The following is a 20,200-nucleotide window of genomic DNA, read 5'->3' on the forward strand; positions in this document are numbered from 1 at the left end:
CTATGATTACTATCAATAATTTATCAAAAACATACGGAACAGCAACGGTTCTGAATATTGAACATCTTGAAATTTCTAATGGTGAAACCTTTGGCTTGGTAGGAAATAACGGAGCCGGAAAGACCACTCTTTTCAGTCTGATGCTGGATCTTATTCAGGCAAGTACAGGCTTTGTAAGCATTGATGGGATCAAAGTAAATGAATCGGAGATCTGGAAAAACAAAGTTTCAGCTTTTGTAGATGATTCTTTTCTGATCGGTTATCTTACACCTGAAGAATATTTTTATTTCATTGGTGAATTAAGAGGGCGGAATAAAGCTTCTGTAGATGAGTTTTTAAAACCTTTTCATGATTTTTTTAATGGTGAAATCCTTAAATCCGATAAATATATCCGGGACCTTTCAAAAGGAAATCAGAAAAAAGTAGGAATTGTAGGGGCTATTATTGGAGATCCTGAAATCATCATTTTAGATGAACCTTTTGCTAACCTGGATCCGTCTACGCAGATCAAGCTTAAAAATTTGATTAAGGAATTATCAAAACAGGATGGAGTTACTTTCTTGATTTCCAGCCACGATCTTTCCCATACAACGGAAGTTTGCAATAGAATTGTAGTGGTGAATAAAGGATTGCTTGTAAAAGATATACAGACCAACCCGGAGACATTGAAAGACCTTGAGACATACTTTGCGGATCAGGTTTCAGATCCGATAGGGTAATCATACAATAATGGGTTTAAGTAAAAAATAAATATACTATAAAATAAATCTGCCCTATATAAAGGCAGATTTATTTATGGCAGGAATGAAGTTATGCTTCTTTTACCTTGTTAGGTAAATCTTTTGGCTGTATATTTTATTATTGCTGGTTTGTAGGGTAAAAATATAGACTCCATTTGATAATGTTGCAGGCAAATCAATCATGTTAGATTTCGCTTTAGAGCGGTAAACTTCAGTGCCAAAGGTGTTTCTTATGGATATATTTGCGTTTTCGAAAGGAATATTCCCTTTTAATGTAACCTGTCCTTTGGTTGGGTTAGGAAATACAGTGAATATTTCTTCTTGAGGATTGGCTTTAACTTTATTGGATGTCAGAAGCTGATGCTGTTTTGTGAATGTTGTGTTTGTAATAGCGCTATAAGAATGGGCTAGCAAACGTATTTCACTCTCATTAAGAGCTCTGTTATAAATAATGAGTTCATCAATATCTGCCCGGTCAAGTGCAATTTTAATCCTTTTATGTTTAATTCTTTCTTGTTGGGTCCATGATGTGCAAGTTCCATCTTCATCGGTAGAACCGCCCCCTGGTATTCCATTAATATAAATACAGGCGTTTTCAGTTTCCAGATCATCTGCTTTTAATACTAATACATAATGAGCATAACCTCCCGATTGGGAAATTTGTCCACCATCAAAATCCTCACCAATCATAAGACTTCTGGGAGTCATACGAAATTTCTCTCCAAAAGCTTCCAGTTGAAGAAAAGGTTGTGGTTTGGTAGGAGGAAGGTATTCGTCAGGATCATTCGGATCTGGAATAAGTGGATCGCCGGGTCTTATATTTGCCCAGAATGAAACAGTAATGTCTCCGGTATAAAGGGAAGGGGAAATATCTGAAGTTTCAAGGGTGTAAGGTGAATTTGTTGAGGTAAGCCCTTGCTGGCAGGCTATATTGTTTTTGAATTCAGGAAAAAGGACTGACGGGTGAAGGTTAAATCCGAATTTTGTACTGCTGGTATTTCCATTAAAGGAAAAATAATAAAATGGATCATAAGGAACATTTTTGCATGCGTCAAGACTGATTTCTTCCTGGTAGGCATAGTAGATTTTCAGGTCAACAGCGGGCGCCATACTGGAATTGGCACCGCGTAATCTAAGATTGATTCCCTTATATGGTACAGTTGTGATAATTTCTATTGTCCCGCGGTTGGGGTTTTGAGGATCTTTTTTAATTTCATGGAAACGTTCTGCGGTCATATCGTCATCTTTAATGGTTTGAATATAAACCCTATCGTTTATCATTTGGTCTATAGGCATACTATCGCTGCCAACGCCCACTATAAGTTTAGTAAATGTTCTGATTTTTGGGAATAAGAGTGTTTGCTGAATATCTGTTTCATTCATGTAGAAACCTGTTGTTAAGGTGGAATAGTCATTTTCATTTGGGCCAACTGCATTCTGTGGGTTTATAACACTGCAGTTATTGCAGCCGAATGAAGAAGCGATGTGGGTTTCACTACTTGCATAAACTCTGTTATCCAGCTGATAGGCATAATATAAATTCAATCCTCCATTGAGGTTTAATAATCCCGCATTTAAACTTATCCGTATTCGGTCGTAGGGCTTTGTTGTGAAAAACTCAATAGTCCCTTTTTCCGAATTAGTGCCTATTAACCCGATTTTGAGTATTTCGTTATTAACAATCTTATAATCGTTATTGGATACATTTCCGTTAAAGGTCTCTACAGAAACCCCTGCAAGTAGTTGAACTGATAAACCGGAAATATTTGTTCCTATGCCGATAACAGCTTTTGTATGGGTTTTTACAGAAGGAAAAATAAGATCTTGCTCAATTCTTGAACCAAGTCCCAGAGGAATTACTAAGGAAGTATAATCACTTTCATCAGGCCCTACAACATTTTGAGGGTTCAGAACAGAACAGGCACCACATGGCCCATACTTTTGTGAGCTCTGGCTGCTTATGTAAACTTTCTGTGCATATAATAAAGTGTTCATCATGAACATAAAGAGGGGCAGATACATGGCTTTTCTAAGAACAGACCATGCTGGCAAATAAATTTTCATATCTTGAGATTTAGGTTTTTAGTTTTGATATAAATTTATAAATAATTTTATTATGTTATTTATTTTATTTTTTTAAGTATTGTTTTTTGATTTTTTTACATTGCCTTTTTTACGTGGCTACAACTAAATGCAAAAAAAGAGATTGCTCTTAGAACAATCTCTTTTTATCATTTAATTCAGAGAGGAAATCAAAACTATTTCAGGCTGCCCACCATATCTTCAGGCTTTACCCATTCATCAAACTGTTCAGCTGTTAAAAGGCCAAGGTTGATCGCTTCTTCTTTAAGAGTTGTTCCATTTTTATGGGCTGTTTTTGCAATTTTTGCAGCATTTTCATATCCGATATGAGTGTTTAAGGCTGTTACCAGCATTAAAGATTTATCTACAAGCTCTTTAATTCTCTCATGATTCGGCTCAATGCCTACAGCACAATGGTCATTGAATGAGATGCATGCATCAGCAATCAATTGTGCAGATTGAAGGAAGTTGTAAGCCATTACCGGTTTGAAAACATTTAACTCGTAATTTCCCTGAGTTCCGGCAAATGAAATAGTAGTATCGTTTCCTAACACCTGAGCACAAACCATTGTCAGTGCTTCGTTTTGAGTAGGGTTTACCTTTCCTGGCATAATAGATGATCCCGGCTCATTTTCAGGGATATAAATTTCTCCGATTCCGGAACGAGGTCCTGAGGCCAGTAATCTGATATCTTGAGCAATTTTAAATAAGGAAACTGCAAGTTGTTTTAAAGCTCCGTGGCTCTCAACAATAGCATCATGAGCTGCCAGTGCTTCAAATTTATTTTCAGCTGTGATAAACGGATGATTAGTAAATTTTGCAATATATTCAGCCACCTTTACATCATAGCCATTAGGTGTATTTAATCCTGTTCCTACAGCCGTACCACCCAAAGCAAGTTCAGAAAGGTGAGGTAAGGTATTTTTTAAAGCCCTTAATCCGAATTCTAGTTGAGCGACATAGCCGGAAAACTCCTGTCCTAAAGTCAATGGAGTGGCATCCATCAGGTGAGTTCTTCCAATTTTTACTACATCTTTGAAGGCTTTGGCTTTTTCTGCAAGGGTATTTTTTAATTTTTCAACAGCCGGAATGGTTACTTCCACTACTTTTTTATAGGCTGCAATGTGCATAGCTGTTGGATAAGTATCGTTAGATGACTGGGATTTATTCACATCGTCATTCGGGTGAATTTCAGATTTTTCGCCTAAAATTCCGCCATTATTAACGTGAGCACGATTGGAAACCACTTCATTCACGTTCATATTTGATTGAGTTCCCGAGCCGGTCTGCCAAATCACTAAAGGAAACTGATCATTTAGTTTTCCTTCAAGAATTTCATCACAAACCTTAGCGATCATATCTCTTTTTTCAGCTGAAAGCACTCCTAAATCTGTATTGGTATAAGCTGCAGCCTTCTTTAAATAAGCAAAAGCTTCGATAATCTCGTGAGGCATAGAACCTTCAGGACCTATTTTGAAATTGTTTCTTGAACGTTCCGTCTGTGCACCCCAAAGTTTATCTGCAGGTACCTGCACTTCTCCCATGGTGTCTTTTTCTATTCTGTAATTCATTGTGGTTGAAATTTATAGTATTTTAAATGCTGAAGCTCTATTTTACCTTTCGTCGCTTCATTATTTGATTAGTATAAAGGTACTTATAAACTCATAAACCCGCAATTTATAATCATTATAAATATCAATTTTAATGACTGATTTTACTCATCTTTTTTTAACGGAAGCCGTATTTTTGTACAAACAAAAAATTGAATGGAATTTAGATATCAGGATCCGTATCCAATTCAGAAAGATGATACGGTGTATAAAAAGCTTACATCAGATTATGTAAAGGTTGAAAAACTGGGTGACAGAGAAATTTTAACTGTTGATCCAAAAGGATTGGAATTATTGGCTGAAGAAGCTATGGCAGACGTTTCTTTTATGTTGCGTTCTTCCCACCTTGAAAGCCTGAAAAGAATCATTGATGATCCTGAAGCTACAGATAATGACAGATTCGTTGCTTATAACTTATTACAAAATGCTGCCGTGGCGGTGGAAGGTGCTCTTCCTTCCTGCCAGGATACAGGAACGGCAATCGTAATGGGAAAAAAAGGAGAAAACGTATACACAGGAGTGGATGACGGTGAATTCTTAAGCCGTGGGATCTACAATACTTATCAGAAAAGAAACTTAAGATATTCTCAGGTTGTTCCTTTAACAATGTTTGATGAGAAGAACTCAGGATCCAACCTTCCTGCACAGATTGATATCTATGCGAAAAAAGGTGATTCTTATGAATTCTTATTTCTAACAAAAGGAGGAGGTTCTGCTAACAAAACATTCCTTTATCAAAAGACAAAATCTTTATTGAACGAGAAGTCTCTTGAAGAATTCGTTAAAGAAAAGATTTCTGACCTTGGAACAGCAGCTTGCCCACCTTACCACTTAGCGTTGGTAATTGGAGGAACTTCTGCTGAAGCCAACCTTGCCGCTGTTAAAAAAGCTTCTGCAAAATATTTTGATAACCTTCCAACAGAAGGAAATGAAGCCGGACAGGCTTTCAGAGACCTTGAATGGGAAGCTAAAGTTCAGAAAATCTGCCAGGAAAGTGCTATCGGAGCGCAGTTTGGAGGAAAATACCTTACTCACGACGTAAGAGTAATCAGACTTCCAAGACACGCAGCTTCTTGCCCGGTAGGAATGGGAGTTTCTTGTTCAGCAGACAGAAATATCAAAGGAAAAATTACAAAAGACGGTATCTTCCTTGAGCAGTTGGAGCAGGATCCAAAAAGATTCTTACCAGCTACACCACCACACCTTGAAGAAGCTGTTGAAGTGGATTTGAATAAGCCAATGCCTGAAATTCTGGCTGAACTTTCAAAATATCCGATCAAAACAAGATTAAAACTGAACGGTACATTAATCGTAGCGAGAGATATTGCTCATGCGAAGATCAAAGAAATCATCGACAGTGGAAAACCAATGCCGGAATATTTCAAAAACCACCCAATCTATTATGCAGGACCGGCAAAAACACCGGAAGGAATGGCTTCAGGAAGTTTTGGACCAACAACAGCAGGAAGAATGGACGTGTATGTGGATGAGTTCCAAAGCCATGGAGGAAGTATGATCATGCTGGCAAAAGGAAACAGAAGTAAAGATGTTACTGATGCTTGTAACAAATACGGAGGGTTCTACCTTGGATCTATCGGTGGACCGGCAGCTATTCTGGCAAAAGATAATATTGTATCTGTAGATGTGGTAGACTTCCCGGAATTAGGAATGGAAGCAGTAAGAAAAATTGAAGTAAAAGATTTCCCTGCGTTTATCATTACGGATGATAAAGGGAACGATTTCTTCGCAGATCTTGCTCATTAATCCGATAAAAAAGACACTGAGAGTGGAGATAAGAGATGTCAGTTTACATCTCAAATCCCCATTCTCATCGCTTTAAAATCTATATAGAATTAAAATAAATTAAAAATTAGAGCCTGTATCTTTTGTGTAAAAAAGAAAAAAGCTTTATTTTTGCCTAAAATCTTTAAGAGAATGATAACTATTTTATCAGCATTTTGGCCGTTCTACCAGTTCCTTTGGACTGTATTTTTCATTACTATGTTCTTAGTAGGATTCTGGTGTATTTTTATGTTCTTCGGATTAGTAATCCCAATGTGGCTAACTGAAGGTTTGAAAGAGTATTTCGGAAAAGTGAAGCCTTTCGATCCTGAAGATATCAGAAGAAAGCTTATTACTGAGCAGGAAGGTGTAGAAACTATTTACAGCCAACCTAAAGGGAACGGACCTTTCATTCACGATCACGGACATCATCATTAATTGATTGTCATTGCTTTTTCACCTGAATTCTGAAAAAGTAATATCAAAGCAAAACAACATATATAAACCGCTTAATTTTTTAAGCGGTTTTTCTATTTATTATTCCTAAGGGACTCCGGAGATACTCCAAATTTCTTTTTAAAGGCCCGGGTAAAATTCTGTAAATATTCGTAGCCGCATTCAATAGCTATTTCTTTAATCATAATGTCTTTATCCGTAATAAGTTTCCTGGCTTTCAACATTCTTAATTCGGAGATATAGTGATTAATTGTTGTATGATATTCAGCTTTGAACTCTTTTCTGATGAGGTTTTGATTGATACCTATCAATTTTCCGATTTCCTCCGCTTTAATATTCCGGTGATAATTCTCATCAATAAATTGTTTAATCATTTCAGGAGTCTTTGAGGCCGTTTCTAAATTATTTTTTTCATTAAACTGTTCAAAGATGAGAATTAATAGCTTGATAATCTTGGCTTCAATAAACAATTTCTGCATCACCCCTTTTTTATAATAGGTTAAAATCTCTTTTAAAATAATATGCATTTCAACCGTCATGTTTGGATGGGTAGATTTTTGAAGGAAGATAAAATTATTTTGGAGCATCTTTTCCAGAATTTCCGATGCTTCTGTGTTAGATGAAGGATTAATAAGGTTTGAAATATATTTGTAATGAAGCTGAATATGAACATATTTCATGTTTTCCTCATTGTCCGTCCACAATTCAGCTTTGTTTTTCTTTATTGAATAATGAAGAATGTATTGATACTTTTTAAATATGAATGGTGTATCACAATCATAAGTCTTCAGATGAATTTCAGGACTTAGCAAGAATAGAAGATTGAATTTCGATGGATCTTCAAGAATATATGATTTTGAAGAACCTTCTGAAACCAACGGGTTATGCACAGTAATTTCAATATTCTCCGATATGAAAATAGGCCCATTTTGCTGTTGGCTCTCCATACAACGTTTTTTTACAATCATAACAACATTTAAAGCACCTTAACCGGGATAATTAAAAGTTCGGAAATGATAACCCGAATTTAATTTTGAAAGCTACTTTTGCGCAAATTTAAATTAAATTTAGAATAATTAAAAATAATAACAATGGCTGAAAATTTATTTTTTGCAATAAAAAGCTTGGGGTTGGGAATATTACTGGTAGCAGGGGCTGCATTAAATGGACAACAAAGTTGTAATAATACAGATCCGGGAAATAATTCCGGAGATTTGGGATGTGTAACCTTTAGTTATCAGGGGCAATCGGTTGTTTATACTACGGTAAGGGCTGCTGATGGAAATGTCTGGCTGCTGCAAAATTTAGGAAGTGAAAGAGTAGCAGAGGCTTTGGATGACGAAGAGTCTTATGGAGATCTGTTTCAATGGGGAAGATGGGATGATGGGCATCAGTTGAGAAACTCTCCTTTGATATCTTCTCCCTCAGACAATACACCGGAAGGATTACCGGGCTCGGGATCTTTTATCATAGGTTCACCAGGATGGTGGTCTTCTAACGGAGCAGACGATAAATGGGCTGGTACAGGGTTGGCAGAAGTAACAGAAACGATGGGTGCCGATCCGTGCAGAGTAATTGGCTTGGAATGGAAACTCCCTTCTCAGGCAGATTGGGCAAATGTTGTTCAGGCCGAGAATATTATTTCTCCGGTAAAAGCTTATGGTGGAAATTTAAAACTGCCAATGGGAGGCTATCGTAGCAGTTCAGACGGAGGATTTACTTTTGTCGGGAAAAGGGGATATTTCTGGAGTTCCAATGCAGCAACAACAGGAGGCAAATATTTATACATAGGATCAACAGTGGCTAATGCATCAGCAGGCGGCCCAAGAGGACAAGGTGCATCAGTAAGATGTATGAAATCTCAGGAACAATTGGGTACTGCAGATATTCATCCGAGGCAGAATAGGATTGACGTATATCCAAATCCCGTTAAAGGAATACTTACGCTCAAAAGTGATTCTTTGATTGAGCATGTAAGGATTATCAATGCAGCCGGACAAAGAGTTGAGGCTTCATTTTCAGGTACTCAGATCAATATGAATAACCTCCCTTCAGACTTATATATCATAGAATTAAAATTAAATAACGGAGAATCTATAGTAAAGAAAATTATAAAAAATTAAATTTTTTTAACATTTGAATCAATATATCCGGTAGATTTCCGTTACATACGGTATAGTTCATTACAATTACTTTTATCGAAAGGCTCATGAAATTTTTATCATGGGCCTTTTTTGTAATCAAACTATAAATCTTCACCTAAAATAGAGTGAAATCTATTCTACGAAGAAAAATTAATATTATATTCGATAAAAATAAAGACATGAAAAAAATCTATATTATTGTTTTGCTTTTCATTACAATGATTGTTTTTGGGCAAATCAGCTATACGATTTCACCCAATCCGTTTAATGAAACAGATGCCATTACCCTAACAGTTCCCGGAGATCAGATTGATGAAACCGCCTGGGGAGTAACCAATAATGCAATTTATATCTGGTCCTGGTCTTTTGATACCAATTATCAGAACAGTCAGGATTGTCCTACCAATGGAAGCTGGAACAATTCTAATGATCTGAATAAACTTAACTACAACGCTGGAGCAGATACATACTCAATAACATTGACGCCAACAACCTTTTTCGGAAGGACGGGAATCGGAAGGTTTGGATTTTTATTAAAGGATAAAACCGGAACACATCAGAGTTCACCGGATATTTTCGTGAATGTGGGAGTCCTGAACTTAAATTTGACAAATCCTGCGCCGAACAGTCTTACCACAGTTCCTGTTGGAAATTCAATTAATATTACCGCTACTACAAATGTTAATGCCACTTTTCAGCTTAAGGCGAATGGCATTGTAGTAAATTCCACATCTACACCGTCTTCATCTTATTCCTACAATTATACGGTTTCACAAGATGCCAATATGGAGCTCATTGCTACAGAGGGAAGCAGTTCAAAAAGTGCAGCATTCATTCTACAGGTTCCTCGAAATGTAATTTCAGAGGCTATTCCGAATTGGATTAAGCAAGGAATCAATTATGATTCTATAGATCCGACTAAAGTTGGCTTGGCTTTGTATGCTCCCCACAAAAACTTTGTTCATGTTATCGGAAGTTTCAATAACTGGACGGTGAATGACACTTATTTAATGAAAAAAGATACTGCTAACCCAGATCTTTATTGGATTGAGCTGAATGGATTGACTCCACAACAGCTGTATACCTTCCAATACAGAACTAATGACCTGAGAAAAGTGGCTGATCCTTATTCTCCTCAAATTTTATCTTCTTATGATGATCCGTGGATTTCCTCTTCTACCTATCCTAATCTTCCGGCATTTCCGGCGGGGCAGGGTTTTGAGGTTTCAACATTTAAAACCGGGCAAACATCTTATAGCTGGCAGGTAACTAATTTCCAGAGGCCTGCAAAGGAAGATCTTATAGTGTATGAACTTTTATTAAGAGACTTTACGCAAGAGAAAAACTGGCAGTCTTTGATCAATAAAATTTCTTATTTAAAAAACCTGAAGATCAATGCCATTGAACTGCTTCCTATAATGGAATTTGACGGAAATCTTTCATGGGGATACAATACTTCTTTCCATTACGCTTTAGATAAAGCTTATGGGACTCCTGAAAAATTTAAAGAATTTGTTGATCTGTGCCATCAGAATGGTATTGCTGTGATCCTGGATGTAGCTTTTAACCATGCAACAGGACGTTCTCCATTAGTAAGGCTTTGGAATATAGATCCGGATGGGGACGGTTATGGTGATGTAGCTCCCAATAATCCTTATTTTAACCAGGTACCGAAACATTCATACAATGTGTTTAATGATTTTAACCATTCCAGCCCTTCAACTCAATATTACGTTGAAAGATGTCTTCAGCAATGGCTGAAAGAGTATCACATTGATGGGTTCCGATGGGATTTAACAAAAGGCTTCACTCAAAACTGTTCTGAAAATGATGAAAACTGTACCAATGCCTATCAGCAGGACAGGGTGGATATTTTGAAAAACTATGCAGACAAGCAATGGGCACTTGATCCGAATTCTTATATGATATTTGAACATCTGGGAACAGATCAGGAAGAACAGCAATGGGCTAATTTCAGAATAGCAGAAGGAAAAGGAGTGATGCTTTGGAACAAGCAGACAGAACCTTACAACCAGAATACAATGGGATATAAGGAAAACAGTAACTATGACCGTATGAATCACAATCTTCACGGATTTACCGGAATGCGTGCTGTAGGATATGGGGAAAGCCATGATGAAGAAAGATTAATGTTTAAAAACCTGGCTTATGGAGCGGAGAATGGAAGTTACAGTGTAAAAAATCTGAATACGGCATTAGAAAGAATGAAAACATTTGGAGCGACATTCTTTACCATTCCTGGTCCGAAAATGATCTGGCAGTTTGGAGAACTGGGCTATGAATTCAGCATCAACAGATGTGCAGATGGAAGCATCAACAACGGGTGCAGAACTGATGAAAAGCCTGTAGCCTTTACATTAGGATATGATACGGATGCTAATAGAAAGTCCGTTTATGATACTTGGGCAAGAATCATTGGTATCAGAAATACCTATCCGGTATTCAAATCAAAGACCTACACCATAGAGTCAAACAACCTTGCGAATGATCCGGATGGATTGATTACAAGGATTTATGTGTATGACAATACAATCAACGGAATGAAAAACGTGGTGGTTCTTGCTAATTATTCCACTTCTGTACAAAATGTGGTTCCCTATTTCCCTTACGTTGGGCAGTGGAAGAACCTGATGGATGATACGGTTTCAAATATTAGCTCTACAATAGCTCCAATTACTTTACAGCCTGGAGAGTTCAGGATTTTTGGAAATGATGCCGGAGCTTTGTCTGTTTCAGATGCAAATGCCGGAAACAAACTATCTCTTCAGATTGCAGATAACCCGATCAGAAATGGTTCGGCAAAATTAATTTTTAACAAAGCTAAAAACGGAGAGATTGTTATCTTCGATATGAGCGGTAAAAGGCTGGATTCATTTAAACTTGATAAAGAAAATGGAACTTATGAGCTAAAGATAAATTATCCACCTGGAGCTTATCTGGTTCATCTGAAATCAGAAACCGGAATGGCAATTCAGAAGATGATCGTAAAATAAATATAAAGGTAAATCTGCAACCCCGCAGATTTGCCTTTTTTCTTATGGGGAAGTATATAACTTTTTTGCAGATTTGAAAAATAAGTCTACCTTTGCACTAGATTTATCAAGAAAGGTGGAGGGATTTGGCCCAATGAAACCTTAGCAACCAACACAATTCCAGGAGTGTAAAGGTGCTAATTCCAACCCGATGGGGGAGATAAGTGAAGTCAATATTTCTTATATGAATTCCATTTCTTGAAGTCTTGTGTATCTGCAGCATAATCTGTGGAAGAATAGTTTTAATTGGCAAGAACAAAGATGAAAAAATTAAGTACAGCTGTATTGCTGCTAGGGACAATTTTGGTCGCTGCCCAGGAGCAGGAGGAAAAAGGAAAACAGATCGAAGATATTATCATCGTCGGAAACCGTAACATTAAAAGAACAAAACTGGAAACTCCGGTTCCTGTGGATGTTATCAATATCGATAAAGTTCAGAGATCTTCCCCGCAAATGACAGCCCAGGATCTATTGAATTATGTTATTCCTTCATTTAACTCTGTAAGACAATCTGCATCTGACGGGACGGAGCATATTGATCCCGTAACGTTAAGAGGAATGGGGCCGGATCAGGTTTTGGTATTGCTTAATGGAAAAAGAAGACACACAACCTCTCTCGTCAACTATCAGAATACCGTAGGAAACGGGTCTGTAGGAACAGATTTAAGTACTATTCCCATAATTGCTATTGAGAAAATTGAAGTCTTAAGAGACGGGGCAGCAGCTCAATATGGTTCTGATGCCATTGCAGGAGTTATTAATATTATTTTAAAAAAGAATGCAGGGGCTTCTGCAAGCTTAACCTATGGATTAAGTGGAAGAAATGACGGTGATACCTATCAGGCAGGGGTAAACTATGGAACTTCTCTGGGGAAAAATGACGGGTTTATCAATCTTTCATTACAGCTAAGTCACAGAGGGAAAACAACGAGAACTCAAAATCACGACCTTGATATTTTCGGAGACAATTTCGCCTATGAATTTGCAGGAGATGCTGAGGCTGTAAAAGCTGCCAGAGCTGCAGATGATGCGAAGATTCAAGAAAGAGGATTAACAAGAGATGATTTCAATTTCCAGATTGGAGACGCGCAAATCAGACAGGGACAATTATTTTTCAATTCAGAATATCCTTTGAATGATAACTTTAAACTCTATTCTTTCGGAGGTTTCAGCATTAAAGAAGGAAAAGGATATGGCTTCAGAAGACTTCCAAGTGAAAGCTTTAATATTGTAAAAGAAATCTATCCTAACGGATTTCAGGCAGTCTTAAATTCTCAGATCTATGATATCTCTTACGCTGTTGGAGCAAAATATAATGTAAATGATTGGCAAATTGATCTAAGTAATACTTTCGGGAGCAATACTTTCAATTATAACGTAAGCAATACCAATAACGCTTCTCTGGGAGTAAAATCACCCACCCGTTTTTATGCTGGTGCGCACAGTTTCTTACAGAATACCGTTAATCTTGATGTTTCAAAAAAGATAAAGAACTTCAATATTGCATTCGGAGGAGAATTCAGATTTGAACAATATCAGATCAAAGCTGGGGACGAGGCTTCTTATACCCAATATGACGAGAACGGAAATGTGGCAACAAAAGATTCTAAAGTAATTGGAGCAGGAGGTTCTCAATCATTTATTGGTTTCTCACCGGATAATGCTTTGAAAAAAGACAGACATTCAACAGCCGTATATGCTGACCTTTCCTATGATTTAGATAAAAAACTGAATATTGATGCCGCTGCCAGATTTGAAAACTACTCAGACTTTGGAAGCACCCTGAACGGGAAGCTGGCGGTAAGATATGAATTTATAAAAAATTATGCAGTAAGAGCGGCAGTCGGAACTGGATTCAGAGCACCATCGCTTCAGCAGCAGTATTTTAATAACTCTTTTGCAGATATTTCTACCTCAGGAGAGGGAATTGTAAGAAAAGGAATCTTTAATAATGACAGCCAGGCTGCACAGGTTCTTGGATTTGATAAATTAAAGCAGGAAACATCCGTTAATGGAAGTGCAGGATTTACCTTACAGCCCGTTAAAGGACTATTCATTACGGTAGACGGATATATCATTAAAGTAAAAGACAGAATTGTCATTACCAGCAATATCACAGATGAGCAATTATCAGACCCTAAAGTAGTAGGAGAAGGAAATGCAGTGGAAAGCGGCAGATTTTTTGCCAATGCCATTGATACCGAAACCAAAGGAATAGATGTAGTAGTTTCCTATGATTGGAGGCTGGCTGGCGGAAACTTAAATATCAACCTTGCCGGAAACTATACTGAAACAAAAATTACAGATTTTCACTTCCCGGACAATATAAAAACTCCGCAGAAAGAATTCTTTGGCCCGGATCAGATCAATATTATAGAAACCCTTTCTCCTAAAACAAAAGCATCATTGGGGCTTACGTATGGAATAGGAAAATTCAGTTTTCTCGTGAGAAATACCTATTTTGGTAAAGTAATCAGAGACGGTTATCCTTTCGGAGAAGTTCAGGAGTTTGCTCCAAAAGTGGTTACTGATATTAGTGTAGGATATGATATTACAAAAAATATCAACTTTACAGTAGGTGCCAACAACGTATTTGATGTATTCCCTGATCTTCAGATCTATAAAAATTCATATTATGGAGTATTTAAATATGCGCCGGTTCAGATGGGAACATTGGGAAGCTATTTCTTTGGAAGGCTTAATTTTAATTTTTAATAGGTAAATGAGTACTGCTTCACATCAGATCGGCTGGAAAACAGCGGCCGCTATTGTAGTTTCCAATATGATAGGAACAGGGATTTTTACAACCCTGGGATTTCAGTTATCCGATATTACCAATACCTACAGTATTTTCCTGTTATGGGTCATTGGAGGAATTTTAGCTCTGTTCGGAGCTTTCTGTTATGCAGAATTAGGTTCCCATTTTAAAGGAAACGGTGGTGATTTTATCTATCTTAAAGAAACTTATCATCCTTTATTCGGATATCTGATAAGCTGGATTTCCCTGATTATCGGATTTTCATCACCTGTAGCGTTGGCAGCACTGGCGATGTCAAAATACCTTTCCGTATTTGATTACTCATTTGGAAATGGTTTTGCCATTGCAGCCATCTTTTTGGTAGCAATAACCTTATCATTCAGTTTAAAGACTTCAAGCCGCTTTCATAACTTTTTCACCTTTATCAAAATAGCCTTTATCATTGTTCTGGTGATTCTTGGGGTTGAATTATCGGATTCTCCGGAAATTGGAAACAGTTTAAATTTCAGTGACAGCTGGCAGAATGAAATTATGCTTCCTGCCTTTGCTACTTCATTGGTCTTTGTTACTTATTCCTATACCGGTTGGAATTCAGCGTCTTATATTGCCGGTGAAATAAAGGATGTTCAAAAAAATCTTCCTAAATCATTGATTATTGGAACCGTTTTTGTGACAGTAAGTTATATTCTTGTGAATTATATTATGCTGAAACATGCTCCTGTAAGCCAATTGGCTGGAAAGGAAGATGTAATGGGAGAAGCTGCTGTGAATATGTTGGGGATTTCTTTTGGGAAAATTGTGAATATTTTTATTGCATTACAGCTCATTGCGACCATCAGTGGATATCTTTGGGTGGGATCAAGACTTACGCAAGCTTTTGCAAAAGATACCCGCATCTGGAAACCACTTTCTGTTGGGAATAAAAAAGGAATACCTGTAAGAGCGATCTTTGCTCATGCCATTATCGCTACGATCATTATTTTAACAGGAAGCTTCAAGGAAATCTTTGTGTATACCGCATTTATCCTTCAGTTATTTGCCAGTTTAGCAATTTCAACCGTGTATTTTCTTAAAAAGAAAGATAGAAAGATATTTAAATCCAATGCTTTTTATATTTTCCCGACCGTTTTCTTACTGTTCAGTATTTATATTCTGTACTTTACCTTTGTCCATAATCCTAAAGAAAGCTTAATAGGATTAGGAATTATTGCGGTAGGACTTATCTTATATTGGATAGACAGAAGACTTTCCAAAGGAGTTTAAAACAGATATTGGAAACATAAAAAAGCAGATGAGGTAATTTGTAAATGGAGCTTTTTACAGATTTATTCCCTTGAACCCTAGTGCTCAAAAATTTATACTTTAATTTTGAATTAATAATTCTTATCTTTGCACCCACAAAAATTCGACAATGTCTAAATCATTAATTCCAAAATTAGAAGCTATAAAACAAAGATATAATGAGGTTGCAGACCTTATTATACAGCCTGATGTCATTTCAGACCAAAAAAGATATTCTTCTTTGAACAAAGAATATAGTGATTTGGGTAAAATTGTAAGAGTTTACGATCAGTACAAAGGAGCTTTAGACAGCATCGCAGAATCTGACGAAATTATTGCGGATGGCTCAGACAGAGATCTTGTGGATCTTGCAAAAGAAGAAAAGCTGGAAGCACAATCCAAACTTCCTGCATTAGAAGAAGAGCTTAAAGTTCTTTTGATTCCTAAAGATCCTGCCGATGACAAAAACGTGATCGTGGAATTACGTGCAGGAACCGGAGGTGATGAAGCTGCAATCTTTGTGGAAGACGTGTACAGAATGTATACCATGTATTTTAAAGCAAAAGGATGGAGACATGAAGTAACAGATTCCAATGAAGCAGCAAAAGGATACAAGGAATTGATTATGAAGGTGGAAGGAGAAGGAGTATACGGAATCATGAAATTTGAATCCGGAGTTCACCGTGTACAGCGTGTACCGGAAACAGAATCTCAGGGTAGGGTTCACACATCTGCTATTACAGTTGCGGTTTTACCGGAAGCGGAGGAAGTAGACTTCGAACTGAATCCAGCTGATATTGAAATGCAGACTTCCCGTTCAGGAGGTGCCGGAGGTCAGAACGTAAACAAGGTTGAAACGAAAGTACAGTTAACGCACAAACCTTCTGGGTTAGTAGTCGTTTGTCAACAGGCCCGTTCTCAGCTGGCAAACCGTGAGCTGGCAATGGAAATGCTAAGAACTAAGCTATACGATATCGAACTTCAAAAAGTACAGGGAGATATTGCCGCACAACGTAAATCTATGGTTTCTACAGGAGACCGTTCCGCAAAGATCAAAACGTACAATTATCCACAGGGAAGAGTAACAGATCACAGAATCAACAAATCGATGTATAATCTGGATGCTTACATGAACGGAGATATTTCTGAGATGATTGATGCCGTAATTATGGCAGAGAATGCAGAAAAAATGAAGGGAGAAGAAGAAAACTACTAAGAGTTTCAAAAATATACTACAAAGCCTCTGATTTTTTCAGGGGCTTTTCTTTTAAGCACAACAATTATTCAAATTATAAATTATGAAAAACTACAAAATTATTTTCTTGCTATTGCTTACCATGATGGGGCAATATGTTTCTGCACAAACAGAGGTAAAAAAGCCTAAAGAAGTTTTTGAGCTGTTCTTCCAGACTTTAGTAAATAACGATGAAGGAGCTTTAAATAAGCTTAATGATTATTTAAGACCTACCGTTGAAGGACAGGATTCTTACCAGATCAATTTCAAAGAATCTTCGCAGGAAATGATCAATATCAGTGTAGAGAATTTCCTTGCTGCTTTTCCTAAAGCCACAGCTGCAGCATGTAAAAAAGAAGCGGAAGACTATTTTATCGCAATGATCGGAAATTTTAAAAAAGCAAAAGTAACTGTTAATAATGTGAAAATTACTCCTAATGAATATCTTAAAGGAGAAAAAATTGCAAAAATAAGCTATACTGTAAGTTTTCAGCTGCCATCAAAATTGACACATGGTCCTGAAGGAGATACGAAGAAAGTAAAGGCTGAAGAGTTAAAAAAATATTTAATTCAGGTAGTTGAAGATTTTAAGAATGCAGATAAAACAGTAACCACAGATCAGAACTTTAGTCTATATGAACTGAAAAAAGAAGGTAAAATATACTACTGGAACGGAAGCCCTGATGAAATTGTTTCCAATCTTACCGATTTCTATTTTGACAGCTTTTAATTGGCGGAGAACTGATTAATAGCTTATTGAATAAGTAAAAGTCCCCAAAATAGGGACTTTTTTTATTTCACATACTTTATGTATTTTTGAGAAAACCGTTCAGTATGAATTTTAAACCTATGTTATTAACTGCTGGAGTTCTGTTTTCAGCATCTTTTTATTCTCAAACAATGAATTATCCAAAAGCATTAAAGGGTTCTCAAACCGATACTTATTTTGGAACTGCAGTTTCTGATCCGTACAGAGATCTGGAAAATGATTCTGATGCTACCAAAAAATGGGTGGATGAAGAAGTAGCGTACAGCCAGAATTACCTTTCAAAAATTCCATTCAGGGATAAAATTAAAAACCAACTGAAGGAGATCTGGAACTATGAAAAAATTTCAGCCCCTTTCAAAGAAGGAGACTACACCTATTATTCTAAAAATGATGGTTTACAGGCGCAGTCTGTTTTATACAGAACCCATAATAAAACCAAAGCTACAGAAGTATTTTTAGATCCTAATAAATTCTCAGAAAAAGGAACCACTTCATTATCAAATCTTTCTTTCAACAAAAAAGGAAATCTGGCTGCATACTCTATTTCCGAAGGCGGAAGTGACTGGAATAAGATCATTATCATTGATGCCATTACCAAAAAGCAGATTGATGAGACTCTGGTAGATGTAAAGTTCAGCGGAATTTCATGGCAGGGAGATGAAGGTTTCTATTATTCAAGCTATGACAAACCGAAAGAAGGAACAGTGCTTTCCGGAATGACAGATAAGCATAAGGTTTATTTTCACAAACTGGGAACAAAGCAGTCTGAAGATAAGCTGATCTTCGGTGGAGAAAAAACACCAAGAAGATATCTGGGGGCGAGTGTTTCAGATGATCAGAGATATTTAATCATTTCAGCAGCCAACGCTACCAATGGAAACGAATTGTTTATCAAAGATTTGAAAAAAGGAGGAGACTTTGTGCAGATTAACAAAGGATTTGACATTAATGCCCACATTGTAGACACTCAGGGGGATGATCTTTTCATTTCTACAGATAAAGATGCTCCGAATATGCGTCTTGTTAAAACTACAATCAGCAACCCGGCTCCTGAAACATGGAAAGACGTTATTCCGCAAACTGAAAACGTATTGGGGATTTCTACAGGAGGCGGATATTTCTTCGCTACTTATATGGTTGATGCTATAGACCAGGTAAAGCAATATGATAAAACAGGAAAACTGATCAGAGAAATTACTCTTCCGGGTAAAGGAAATATTTCAGGTTTTGGTGGAAAAGAAAAAGAGAAGGAATTGTATTATTCTTTCAGCAACTATATTACACCGGGAACTACTTATAAATTCAATGTAGATTCAGGGAAGTCTGAGGTATATCAGAAACCTAAAGTGAAATTCAACCCCGATGATTATGTGTCTGAACAGGTATTCTATACCTCCAAAGATGGAACAAAAATTCCTATGATGATTAACTATAAGAAAGGGACGAAGCTTGATGGTAAAAATCCAACCATCCTATATTCTTACGGAGGTTTCAATATCAGCTTACAGCCCTCTTTCTCAGTAATCAATGCCATCTGGATGGAAAATGGAGGGATCTATGCCGTTCCAAACATCCGTGGAGGTGGTGAATATGGCAAAAAATGGCATGATGCAGGAACAAAAATGCAGAAAAGAAATGTTTTTGAAGACTTTATTGCGGCAGGAGAATACCTGCAGAGTAAAGGCTATACATCAAAAGAATATATGGCCCTTTCCGGAAGATCAAACGGAGGGTTATTGGTAGGTGCGACAATGACTTTACGTCCGGACCTTGCAAGAGTAGCATTCCCGGGAGTTGGAGTATTGGATATGCTGAGATATAACAAATTTACGGCTGGAGCAGGATGGGCTTACGATTATGGAACCGCAGAAGACAGTAAAGAAATGTTTGAATATCTGAAATCATACTCTCCGGTACACAATGTGAAAGCAAAAACATGTTATCCATCTACAATGATCATTACCAGCGACCATGATGACAGGGTTGTTCCCGCTCACTCTTTCAAATTTGGAGCAGAACTTCAGGAAAAACAAGCCTGTAAGAATCCTATTTTGTTAAGAATTGAGAAAAATGCAGGACACGGAGCCGGAAGATCAACAGATCAGGTAATAGGCGAAAATGCAGATTTGATATCATTTGCTTTATATGAGATGGGAATAAGTAAATAGACGTTAATAAGTAAAATTTTTAATAGAACGGCTAATTTGTTGAAAATTAGTCGTTTTTTTTATGTATTGTTCTGTTTTTAATTCTTATTTTTATCGCGGATATTTAAAGTTTATTAATCTTAT

The 20,200-nt window shown here is 37.0% G+C and carries 13 protein-coding genes and 1 riboswitch; of the genes, 10 read left to right on the forward strand and 3 right to left on the reverse strand.

Features of this window, described 5'->3' with window-relative positions:
- Window positions 1-2: 2 nt before the first annotated feature.
- Window positions 3-719: an ABC transporter ATP-binding protein gene (locus BBH99_RS05715; RefSeq protein ID WP_066693179.1), complete on the forward strand. Its 717-nt coding sequence runs from the start codon at window positions 3-5 to the stop codon at window positions 717-719.
- Window positions 720-821: 102 nt separating this feature from the next.
- Here the strand turns inward: BBH99_RS05715 and BBH99_RS05720 are convergent, their stop codons facing one another.
- The gene (locus BBH99_RS05720) at window positions 822-2,804 is read right to left on the reverse strand and encodes a T9SS type A sorting domain-containing protein (RefSeq protein ID WP_066693181.1); all 1,983 of its coding nucleotides are present in this window, start codon (window positions 2,802-2,804) and stop codon (window positions 822-824) included.
- Between the two features lie 194 nt (window positions 2,805-2,998).
- Entirely contained in the window at window positions 2,999-4,393 is a 1,395-nt protein-coding gene (gene fumC, locus BBH99_RS05725; protein ID WP_066693184.1) for a class II fumarate hydratase, read from the reverse strand.
- Window positions 4,394-4,588: 195 nt separating this feature from the next.
- Here fumC and BBH99_RS05730 point away from each other — a divergent pair, with 195 nt between their 5' ends.
- Entirely contained in the window at window positions 4,589-6,196 is a 1,608-nt protein-coding gene (locus tag BBH99_RS05730; RefSeq protein ID WP_066693187.1) for a fumarate hydratase, read from the forward strand.
- A gap of 171 nt (window positions 6,197-6,367) precedes the next feature.
- Window positions 6,368-6,652: a hypothetical protein gene (locus BBH99_RS05735; protein ID WP_174715423.1), complete on the forward strand. Its 285-nt coding sequence runs from the start codon at window positions 6,368-6,370 to the stop codon at window positions 6,650-6,652.
- A gap of 92 nt (window positions 6,653-6,744) precedes the next feature.
- Here BBH99_RS05735 and BBH99_RS05740 read toward each other — a convergent pair whose 3' ends face one another.
- The gene (locus BBH99_RS05740; RefSeq protein WP_073300570.1) at window positions 6,745-7,617 is read right to left on the reverse strand and encodes a helix-turn-helix transcriptional regulator; all 873 of its coding nucleotides are present in this window, start codon (window positions 7,615-7,617) and stop codon (window positions 6,745-6,747) included.
- Window positions 7,618-7,761: 144 nt separating this feature from the next.
- On the opposite strand from BBH99_RS05740, the gene BBH99_RS05745 reads away from it, so the two are divergent.
- From BBH99_RS05745 to BBH99_RS05775, 7 genes are all read left to right on the forward strand, one after another.
- Window positions 7,762-8,793: a T9SS type A sorting domain-containing protein gene (locus tag BBH99_RS05745; RefSeq protein ID WP_066693197.1), complete on the forward strand. Its 1,032-nt coding sequence runs from the start codon at window positions 7,762-7,764 to the stop codon at window positions 8,791-8,793.
- Window positions 8,794-8,993: 200 nt separating this feature from the next.
- Entirely contained in the window at window positions 8,994-11,828 is a 2,835-nt protein-coding gene (locus tag BBH99_RS05750; protein WP_066693240.1) for an alpha-amylase family glycosyl hydrolase, read from the forward strand.
- A 100-nt stretch (window positions 11,829-11,928) separates the two neighbouring features.
- A riboswitch (SAM riboswitch) is annotated at window positions 11,929-12,034 on the forward strand.
- Window positions 12,035-12,128: 94 nt separating this feature from the next.
- A complete protein-coding gene (locus BBH99_RS05755) occupies window positions 12,129-14,582 on the forward strand; it encodes a TonB-dependent receptor plug domain-containing protein (RefSeq protein ID WP_066693200.1) in 2,454 nt (817 codons plus the stop codon).
- A 7-nt stretch (window positions 14,583-14,589) separates the two neighbouring features.
- The gene (locus BBH99_RS05760) at window positions 14,590-15,888 is read left to right on the forward strand and encodes an APC family permease (protein ID WP_066693203.1); all 1,299 of its coding nucleotides are present in this window, start codon (window positions 14,590-14,592) and stop codon (window positions 15,886-15,888) included.
- 148 nt (window positions 15,889-16,036) lie between these two features.
- Window positions 16,037-17,122 carry a peptide chain release factor 1 gene (gene prfA, locus BBH99_RS05765; RefSeq protein ID WP_066693205.1) on the forward strand — a complete coding sequence of 362 codons (1,086 nt, stop codon included), beginning with the start codon at window positions 16,037-16,039 and terminating at the stop codon, window positions 17,120-17,122.
- Window positions 17,123-17,204: 82 nt separating this feature from the next.
- Window positions 17,205-17,870: a hypothetical protein gene (locus tag BBH99_RS05770; RefSeq protein WP_066693207.1), complete on the forward strand. Its 666-nt coding sequence runs from the start codon at window positions 17,205-17,207 to the stop codon at window positions 17,868-17,870.
- A gap of 104 nt (window positions 17,871-17,974) precedes the next feature.
- Complete coding sequence (locus BBH99_RS05775) at window positions 17,975-20,077, forward strand: prolyl oligopeptidase family serine peptidase (RefSeq protein ID WP_066693214.1); 2,103 nt, start codon at window positions 17,975-17,977, stop codon at window positions 20,075-20,077.
- Window positions 20,078-20,200: the final 123 nt, after the last annotated feature.

This window comes from Chryseobacterium contaminans (assembly GCF_001684955.1).
GTDB classification, from domain to species: Bacteria; Bacteroidota; Bacteroidia; order Flavobacteriales; family Weeksellaceae; genus Chryseobacterium; species Chryseobacterium contaminans.